At 66.0% G+C, this 206-nt stretch carries 1 pseudogene; it reads right to left on the bottom strand.

The window, feature by feature from the left end:
- A pseudogene (locus L981_RS33060) lies at positions 1–206 on the bottom strand (mandelate racemase/muconate lactonizing enzyme family protein); the annotation flags it as partial.

Below are 206 nucleotides of genomic sequence, written 5' to 3'. Positions count from 1 at the left end.
TTGTAGAGGATCGCCCAGAGCTTTTCCGTCTGGCGCGGATCCTGGCCGATCAGCCAGGGGGTATAGGCGGCAACCACCGCCGCATTCGGCCGCGCCGGGCCGAGGCACTCACCCCAACCGATCGTGCCGTCGTCGCATTCGATCTCGACCAGCACATGGGCGCGACGGTCAAAACGCATGGAGGCGCTTTCGAACGGCACGGCCAG

This window comes from Ensifer sp. ZNC0028, from assembly GCF_000799055.1.
Classification (GTDB): domain Bacteria; phylum Pseudomonadota; class Alphaproteobacteria; order Rhizobiales; family Rhizobiaceae; genus Ensifer.
This window is presented reverse-complemented; position numbering and strand designations above follow the sequence as displayed.